Origin of the sequence: Tenacibaculum amylolyticum (genome assembly GCF_964511145.1) — a bacterium.
Taxonomy (GTDB): Bacteria; Bacteroidota; Bacteroidia; order Flavobacteriales; family Flavobacteriaceae; genus Polaribacter; species Polaribacter amylolyticum.
In genome coordinates, this window is sequence record NZ_CAZEFZ010000004.1 from 350,692 (window position 1) to 358,207 (window position 7,516).

At 32.8% G+C, this 7,516-nt stretch carries 3 protein-coding genes and 2 tRNA genes; all 5 read right to left on the bottom strand.

Annotated elements, in window-relative coordinates:
- Positions 1-43 precede the first annotated feature (43 nt).
- The 5 genes from purL to ACKTTC_RS03100 all read right to left on the bottom strand — a co-directional run bounded on the left by purL (position 44) and on the right by ACKTTC_RS03100 (position 7,516).
- On the bottom strand, positions 44-3,709 hold the full coding sequence (gene purL / locus ACKTTC_RS03080; RefSeq protein ID WP_408038155.1) for a phosphoribosylformylglycinamidine synthase: 3,666 nt from the start codon (positions 3,707-3,709) through the stop codon (positions 44-46).
- Between the two features lie 93 nt (positions 3,710-3,802).
- Positions 3,803-5,941: an endonuclease gene (locus ACKTTC_RS03085; RefSeq protein WP_408038157.1), complete on the bottom strand. Its 2,139-nt coding sequence runs from the start codon at positions 5,939-5,941 to the stop codon at positions 3,803-3,805.
- 51 nt (positions 5,942-5,992) lie between these two features.
- Positions 5,993-6,781: a carboxypeptidase-like regulatory domain-containing protein gene (locus ACKTTC_RS03090; RefSeq protein ID WP_408038160.1), complete on the bottom strand. Its 789-nt coding sequence runs from the start codon at positions 6,779-6,781 to the stop codon at positions 5,993-5,995.
- Positions 6,782-7,330: 549 nt separating this feature from the next.
- A tRNA-Leu gene (locus tag ACKTTC_RS03095) sits at positions 7,331-7,415 on the bottom strand.
- 39 nt (positions 7,416-7,454) lie between these two features.
- A tRNA-Lys gene (locus ACKTTC_RS03100) sits at positions 7,455-7,516 on the bottom strand.

The window sequence follows — 7,516 nt, forward strand, 5'->3', positions numbered from 1 at the left end:
TCTTGAACTACAAGAGGTTTTTCAAATAATATGTAAAAGTAGGTTATTTTTTATTTTCTATCCATTTGCGTGCATTGACAAAAGCTTCTAACCAAGGAGAAACTTCATCTTTACGGTTTTCAGGATAATACGGCCAATTCCACTGGAACGTAGAACGCTCTATGTGTGGCATGGTTACTAAATGACGTCCCGTTGTATCAGTTAGCATTGCAACATTATAGTCGGAACCATTAGGATTATGTGGATAACCTTCGTATGCGTACTTTGCTACGATATTATAATTTTCTTCACTCATAGGTAAATTAAATTTACCTTCTCCATGAGAAATCCAAACGCCTAAAGTACTGCCTTCTAATGTAGATAACATTACTGAATTGTTCTTCTGAATTTTTACAGAAGTAAATGAACTTTCGTGTTTTTTAGAATCATTATAATCCATTTTTCCATGTGTTCCATGCTCTGGATTAATTAATTCTAGTTCCATCCATAACTGGCATCCATTACAGATTCCCACAGATAGCGTATCTTCTCGTTCAAAGAATTTCTTTAAAGCAGCGTTTGCTTTTTCATTGTAAAGAAAAGCTCCAGCCCAGCCTTTAGCAGATCCTAAAACATCAGAATTCGAGAAACCTCCAACTGCACCAATAAACTGAATATCTTCTAAAGTTTCGCGACCAGAAATTAAGTCAGTCATATGTACATCTTTCACATCAAAACCAGCTAAGTACATAGCATTTGCCATTTCTCTTTCTGAATTAGAGCCTTTTTCTCTAATAATCGCGGCTTTAGGTCTTGGTTGAGTAGCAGTTATTTTAGGTAATTTCCCAGTAAATTGCGAAGGAAAGTTGTAAGTTAAAGGCTGATTTTTATAGTTTTGATAACGATCTTCAGCTAAATTACTTGCTGTTTGTTTTTGATCTAAAAGATAAGACGTTTTATACCAAACATCTCTCAATTCACTAACAGATAGTGAATATAAATCATCGTTATTTTTAATATTCAGTCGATCCGATTCTGTAACAGTACCAATGCTAAAGAATTCAATTTCATTTTCTTGTAATATTTTCTCAACAGAATCGTCTGCAGCTTGAATAATAATTCCAGCGTTTTCAGAAAATAATAACTGAATAGAATCTGAATGTTGTAATGAAGTTATATCAATATTTGCTCCTGTATTTGTATTGGCGAAACACAATTCTAGAAGAGTCGTAATAAATCCACCCGAAGCAATATCGTGTCCAGCAACAATTTTTTCATCTTTAATTAATTGCTGTATTACATTAAATGTTTTCTTAAAGAAAGTTGCATCTTTTATAGAAGGAGCTTCAGTACCAATCTTATTTACAACTTGCCCGAAAGAACTTCCGCCTAATTTTGGAGTATCTTGAGAAAGATTGATATAATAAATTTTTCCTTGATTGTGTTTGAAAACTGGTTCTATAATTTTAGTAATATCATTACAGTTTGCAGCAGCTGAAATCACTACAGTACCAGGAGAAATAACATCTTCATTAGGATATTTTTGCTTCATTGATAAAGAATCTTTTCCTGTTGGAACATTGATTCCTAGGTCAATAGAAAATTCAGAAACAGCTTTCACTGCTTTATATAAACGAGCATCTTCACCTTCATTTTTACAAGGCCACATCCAGTTTGCAGAAAGTGAAACCGATTGTAGTCCATCTTTTAAAGGCGCCCAAATAATATTTGTTAATGCTTCTGCTATAGAGTTTAAACTTCCAGCTTTAGAATCGATTAAACCAGAAATAGGAGAGTGTCCAATAGAAGTGGCAATTCCCTCTTTTCCTTTATAATCTAAAGCCATAACTCCTACATTATTTAAAGGCAATTGTAGTTGTCCAACACATTGTTGTTTTGCAACTTTTCCTCCAACGCAACGATCTACTTTATTGGTAAGCCAATCTTTACAAGCTACTGCTTCTAATTGTAGTACTTGTTCTAAGTAAGATTGGAAATTTTCTTTTGTGTAAGAAACTTCATTGTAATTTCTATCAATAGTAACATCATTCATAATGGTTTTTGGAGAGCTTCCAAACATATCAGACAATGCCAAATCCATAGGAGTGTTGCCTTTAGATTTTGATTGAAATGTAAAACGATGATCATTTGTAACATCACCAACAGTATACATTGGAGATCGTTCTCTGTCTGCAATACGTTCTAATGTTTCAATATTTTCTTTAGCGATAACCAATCCCATACGTTCTTGAGATTCGTTTCCAATGATTTCTTTATCAGATAGGGTAGGGTCACCAACAGGAAGTTTATCTAAATCAATTTTTCCACCAGTATCTTCAACTAATTCAGACAAACAATTTAGATGTCCACCAGCTCCATGATCGTGAATAGAAACAATTAAGTTTTCATCACTTTCTACCATTCCACGGACTGCATTAGCAGCACGTTTTTGCATTTCTGGATTTGATCTTTGTACAGCATTTAATTCAATACCAGAAGAAAATTCACCTGTATCTGCAGAAGATACAGCGGCTCCTCCCATACCAATTCGGTAGTTTTCACCTCCAAGAATTACTATTTTATCACCATCTTTTGGTGTATCTTTTATTGCTTGCGCTGTTTTTCCATAACCAATTCCACCAGCTTGCATGATTACTTTATCAAAACCAAGTTTTCTTGCATCTTCTTCATGCTCAAAAGTTAAAACTGATCCACAAATAAGTGGTTGTCCAAATTTATTTCCAAAATCAGAAGCTCCATTAGATGCTTTGATAAGAATGTTAATAGGAGTTTGGTATAACCAATCACGCTCATTCATTCCTTTTTCCCATGGACGGTTTTGATCTAAACGAGAATAAGAAGTCATATATACAGCAGTACCTGCCAAAGGAATAGAACCTTTTCCACCAGCTAAACGATCTCGAATTTCACCACCTGAACCTGTAGCAGCTCCATTAAAAGGCTCTACTGTAGTAGGGAAGTTGTGTGTTTCTGCTTTTAAAGAAATTACAGATTCAAAATCACTTACTTCGTAAAAATCTGGTTTATCTGCAGACTTTGGAGCAAATTGCTCAACGGTAGGCCCTTTGATAAAAGCAACATTGTCTTTATAGGCAGAAACAATATCATTCGGATGTTGTTTTGACGTTTCTTTAATCATTTTGAATAAAGAAGTAGGTTGTTCTTCACCATCAATAACAAAAGTTCCGTTGAAAATTTTATGCCTACAGTGTTCAGAATTTACTTGAGAAAATCCAAAAACTTCTGAGTCTGTTAGTTTTCTTCCAATATTTTCTGAAACTTGATTTAAATATTCAATTTCTTCATTGCTAAGAGCTAAACCTTCAGCTTCATTATAAGCTGCAATATCTTCAATTTCTAGAATAGGTTCAGGAACAATATCTATAGTAAAGATATCTTGATGAAGTCCATTGAATTTTTGTGAGATCATAGGATCAAAATCAGAAAAATCTTCAGCAACTGCTTCAAATTCTTCAATTCTCATGATACCTTCAATTCCCATATTTTGAGTTATTTCTACAGCATTGGTACTCCATGGAGTAATCATAGCTGCCCTTGGCCCAACAAAAAAGGCGTCAAGAGACGCCATATTTATTTTAGGTTTATTCGCAAATAACCAAGTAAGTTTTGAAATATCTTCTGTTGTTAATTCTTTTGATGTTTGAACAGCAAATACTTTACTGTTTGCGTTTCCAAAGAAATGAATCATTTAATTTAGTTTGTGTTGTTAAAGGCACAAATTTACTTTTTTAAGTTGAATTAGTGGTATAAAAAAAGCAGCAAATTTTGCTGCTTTAAATTTCTATTTAACTAGTATTTTTTTGGTTATGTTTCCTAGATTACTTTTCATTTTTAGGAAGTAAGTTCCAGTATGAAGCTTATCTATTTTAAGGCCTTCGTTAGTAATTCCTTTAGAACTTTTGAAAACCTCTTTTCCATTAATTTCATAAATAATCACCTTATTTATAATAATACCGTTTGTATTTTTAACATAAATGGTATTATTTACAATAGGGTTAGGGTAAATTTCAACTCTATTTAAGATTTCATCATTAACACTAGCAGTAGCAGCATCGTGTCTACCTATATTTTCAACATCATCTCTAGGAAGCTCTATCCATTCATTATTTAAGTCAAAAGCAGTATTAGGACCTGTAACAGTGCTTTTACGTCTTAATGTTACATCTTTTGCAAAATTTGCAGAACCACCATTAAAAACACCAATGATATCAATTAAAACATCATTTTTGAATAAACCTATAGGGTCGTTCCCGTTAAAGTTGATCGGCTCTCCATTGTTAGTTGTACTATTGTTTGGATGTACTAAATCTGCTTCATCAATTAATTCTTGAATTGATGCGCTTCCATTAATTATAACATATACATCTCCAGGAGCAATAGTCCCTGATAAATTTAAAGGAGCAGACCATGTAGCTCCTCCATTTCCATTTCTTTTGATACTATAACTAGATAAATTAATTGGATTAGAGGTAACATTTGCTATTTCTAAAGCTTTATTATTACTCGAACCTTCTACATATTCAGAGAAAAATAATTCATTAGCATTTCCTGTGCTTCCATCTGTAGTTGTAGCATCAACTGCTGTACTTAAAGGAGATTTATTGTCTACAGCATCTTTAGCTAGTACTTGTACACTATAAGTGGTAGATGCACTAAGTTGATTTGCAGTGTAAGTAGCTGTTGTTGACGTACCGTTTAATGTATTGTCTATATAAATTTCATAAGCAGTAACTGCTGTATTATCTGTAGAGGCTGTCCAAGAAATTTTAAAAGTTGTATCCGTTTCATTACTAATCACAACATTAGTTGGAGTAGTAGGTGCTTGCGTATCTTCAAGTGTTTTAGGGTTGATAGCATTACTTTGAGGAGATTCATTTCCTACAGCATCTTTAGCTAGAACAGTTATCTCATAAGTTGTATTTGAAGCTAAATTATCTAGCGTTATACTAGTACTCGTTGTATTCTTAGAAAGATTACCATCTACAAAAACATCATAACTAGTAACAGCAGTATTATCTGTCGAAGCTGTCCAAGACACATCTATAGATGAAGTTGTAATATTACTTGCCACCACATTAGTTGGAGTGGAAGGAGCTTCACTATCAGAACTAGTATAAATTCCCCAAATATCTTCTGCTTGCGGACCACCCCAAATTCTTGTTGCTAGTCTAGGGTTGTCTATAAAAGGATTTCTGTTTCCTTGGGCATAAGTATTTGTTGTGTTTTCATGAAATGGATTTCTTTGCTTTTCAACATCAGATACTGGATCTTCAGCATTCCATTGCAAAAATAAATCAATCATGTCATCAGGAGTTTGTGATGCATCTCCTACACCAACAAAGGTAGGTTTACACTGATCTCCATATCTAAGATACATATACATAATAATTCTTGCTACATCTCCTTTCCATTCATCACCAGGATACCAACCATCTGTAACTGATCCTGAATCACCAGAACCTGTAGCAAATTTTTTATTTCCTCTAGAAGAATTCATCTGTGTATCTGAAGGTCTTAAGTTATGCGCATCTGCATAAGGAGGGCCATTTACACCAGCTTGATCTAAATCAGGCACAGCTAAAGAGTTTGCAAAAACATGTTCTCGATTCCATTGACCTACATTACCACCATTATCGTCAATTCCTCTAGTTCTGGCTGTAGAGCCAGAAGCACTGTATCCATAAAAAAGTAGTACTTCTGTATTATTTGTAGGATTTACGTCTGTTGCTTTAGATGCATTCCATATTCCAGGCGAATAATCTAAAGGATTGGTATGTGTATTTATTATTTTTACAGCTAAAGCATCTTTTAAGGCAGTTCCTGTAAGGTTAAGATCAACATTATTATAATAACTTTCTTGTGAAAAAGCATTTGTAATAATAGCAAAGTATACTAGGGTGTAAAGTAATTTTTTGATCATATACTATAATTTAAGAGATAAATACTATTTTAAATAGCATCATTTGAATGTTTAATTTTTAGAATCTGGTATTCTATTTCTATCAATTTTTCCCTTTTTTATAGCTTTATATTTCTCATAACAGTTTAATACTGCTTCAATCATTTGTAAGTCACTAGCTTTTTTTATAAAATATTCTGAATAATTACAATCTGCTAATAACTTAGTTAATTGTTGTTTATCCATTTCTAAATATTCCATCATTACCTCTCTGTCGAATTTACCTGCAAGCATCTTACGTAAATCGTCTTCTTTTTTTAGTTTCTGAAGTTTTTTTAATTGTTTAGGTTTTTTCCCAAAGAGCCCATATACTAAATCGACAGGATTTAAGAGCTTAGCAATAGGGGAAGATAGTTTTTGAGGTCGGCCTACTTCATATGTTTGTGGTAAACCATTTAAATGAATTCTTGTAAAACGATCTTTAGGAACTTGCTTTACATCTACTTCAAGTATTCCAATCAATTTTGTAGAGTTAATAACAATTTCTTTTACTTCTTCAGGCTTTTCATTTAAAGCTATGACTAATTCATTACCTTTTAATAAATCATTGGTAACTTTTAGTTTAATAGATTCAAATCCTAAGTAAGATACTAATACAGTATCGTTAGCTTTTGCTGTTAATTCAAAAAGCCCTTCTTCATTTGTAATTGTACCCACTACAGAGTTTAGGTTTAATATATGCGCAGCACTTAATGCTTTCTTTGTATCTGCATGTATAATCTGCCCTTTAAGTTTTTGATTTTGGGAAAAACCTTGTAGTGAGGTTAGTAAAATTACTAAAATGTATAAAAATTTACGCATACTGCAATAATACGCATTATTGTAATGACTAGAGTTAATTATATGTGAAAGAAGTTAAATTATATTGAACAGCACAAAAGAACTTTTATTTTAGAAATTAATGAGCACAGGGTAAATGTGTTTTTTAAGAAATACAATGTAGAATAAAAAAGCCTTTCAGAACCGAAAGGCTTTTTATGATAATCTCGAATGAGATCTCGAGGGAAGGAGGATAATTAAAGTTTTAAGATACTAAATAATCTTTATTTATCGTAGAGTTAGGGTGTTTTTTTAAGGTTAAATTATCTTTTTTTTGAGAGAAAACACAAGTACTTTGCTATTCAATAAGTTATAATATTAAGTAACATAAAAGGAGAAATTGAATAGAGAAAGTGTGTAAAAATAAAAAACCCACTCAAAGATTGAGCGGGAAAATTGCTATGAAAAAGAAGCTAGGACGTCTCCTAGCACTACAAAGGTAATACTTTTTTATTTAAATAATACTATATTTTATAATAAAAAAACAAAACCATTGATACTGTACTGTGTATCAATGGTTTTAAGTTTATGTGCGCATAAGAAGATTCGAACTTCCACATTCATAATGAATACTGCCCCCTCAAGGCAGCGCGTCTACCAATTCCGCCATATGCGCTTAAAGCAAAAAAGTTAAGCAGAAGCTTAACTTTTGTGACCGGGCTGGGGCTCGAACCCAGGACCCTCTCCTTAAAAGGGAGATGCTCTACCAACTGAGCT

Bases quoted from the DNA above. Each gene is read 5' to 3' on its own strand.
- purL (WP_408038155.1), bottom strand. From the start codon at position 3,709: ATGATTCATTTCTTTGGAAACGCAAACAGTAAAGTATTTGCTGTTCAA.
- ACKTTC_RS03085 (WP_408038157.1), bottom strand. From the start codon at position 5,941: ATGATCAAAAAATTACTTTACACCCTAGTATACTTTGCTATTATTACA.
- ACKTTC_RS03090 (WP_408038160.1), bottom strand. From the start codon at position 6,781: ATGCGTAAATTTTTATACATTTTAGTAATTTTACTAACCTCACTACAA.